Annotated in this window: 2 rRNA genes; both read right to left on the bottom strand. The window is 54.2% G+C overall.

The window, feature by feature from the left end:
- Positions 1–6: 6 nt before the first annotated feature.
- Positions 7–124, bottom strand: a 5S ribosomal RNA gene (gene rrf, locus EVU97_RS14845).
- A gap of 86 nt (positions 125–210) precedes the next feature.
- A 23S ribosomal RNA gene (locus EVU97_RS15165) occupies positions 211–1783 on the bottom strand; the annotation flags it as partial.

The following is a 1783-nucleotide window of genomic DNA, read 5'->3' as shown; positions in this document are numbered from 1 at the left end:
GAAGGAGTCCGGCGGTGTCCTACTCTCCCACACCCTGGCGAGTGCAGTACCATCGGCGCTGAAGGGCTTAGCTTCCGGGTTCGGAATGTGACCGGGCGTTTCCCACTTCGCTATAACCACCGTAACACTATGAAACTAACCAACTCATCTGACGAGATGTGGTTGTTGTTTCAGAATTACACAGGGACGCGAGCACCAGAACACTTGGTGATGTTTTAAGTTGTCGGTTTATTAGTACCGGTCAGCTTCACTCATTACTGAGCTTCCACATCCGGCCTATCAACCCCATCGTCTCTGGGGAACCTCTCAACACCGTAGTGTCATGGAAACCTTATCTTGAAGCGTGCTTCCCGCTTAGATGCTTTCAGCGGTTATCACTTCCGAACGTAGCCAATCAGCCGTGCCCTTGGCAGAACAACTGACACACCAGAGGTTCGTCCATCCCGGTCCTCTCGTACTAGGGACAGGTCTTCTCAAGTTTCCTACGCGCACAGCGGATAGGGACCGAACTGTCTCACGACGTTCTAAACCCAGCTCGCGTACCGCTTTAATGGGCGAACAGCCCAACCCTTGGGACCTACTCCAGCCCCAGGATGCGACGAGCCGACATCGAGGTGCCAAACCATGCCGTCGATATGAGCTCTTGGGCAAGATCAGCCTGTTATCCCCGGGGTACCTTTTATCCGTTGAGCGACGGCGCTTCCACAAGCCACCGTCGGGTCACTAGTCCCCACTTTCGTGCCTGCTCGACATGTCTGTCTCACAGTCAAGCTCCCTTGTGCACTTACACTCAAAACCTGATTGCCAACCAGGCTGAGGGAACCTTTGGGCGCCTCCGTTACCCTTTGGGAGGCAACCGCCCCAGTTAAACTACCCATCAGGCACTGTCCCTGATCCGGATCACGGACCGAAGTTAGGAGCTCAATACGACCAGAGTGGTATTTCAACAATGACTCCACACCAGCTGGCGCTAATGCTTCACAGTCTCCCACCTATCCTACACAAGCCGTACCGAACACCAATACCAAACTGTAGTAAAGGTCCCGGGGTCTTTCCGTCCTGCTGCGCGTAACGAGCATCTTTACTCGTACTGCAATTTCGCCGAGTTCGTGGTTGAGACAGTGGAGAAGTCGTTACGCCATTCGTGCAGGTCGGAACTTACCCGACAAGGAATTTCGCTACCTTAGGATGGTTATAGTTACCACCGCCGTTTACTGGGGCTTAAATTCTCAGCTTCGCCACACAAGGTGACTAACCAGTCCTCTTAACCTTCCAGCACCGGGCAGGCGTCAGTCCGTATACATCGAATTACTTCTTCGCACGGACCTGTGTTTTTAGTAAACAGTCGCTTCTCCCTGGTCTCTGCGACCCTCACCCCTAGCACGCAAGTGCTTCAAGGCTTGGGCCCCCCTTCTCCCGAAGTTACGGGGGCATTTTGCCGAATTCCTTAACCACGATTCACTCGATCGCCTTAGTATTCTCTACCTAACCACCTGAGTCGGTTTGGGGTACGGGCGGCTCGAACCTCGCTAGAAGTTTTTCTCGACAGCATAGGATCACCCTACTTCCCACATACGTGGTCACCATCACATCTCAGCCAATACGACGTCCGGATTTGCCTAGACGTTCGGCCTACATGCTTGAACGGGGACAACCATCGCCCCGCGGAGGCTACCTTCCTGCGTCACTCCATCGCTTACCTACTACACGATCGGGTCCCACGCTCCCCATGAACAATGAGCCCGAAGGCTCGGCGTTCATGGTTCGGGTGGTTAGCTTCCCG

Origin of the sequence: Dermacoccus sp. 147Ba, from assembly GCF_004151355.1 — a bacterium.
GTDB lineage: Bacteria > Actinomycetota > Actinomycetes > Actinomycetales > Dermatophilaceae > Dermacoccus > Dermacoccus abyssi.
Note: the sequence above shows the minus strand (reverse complement) of the source record. Positions and strands in the feature narration are given on the sequence as shown.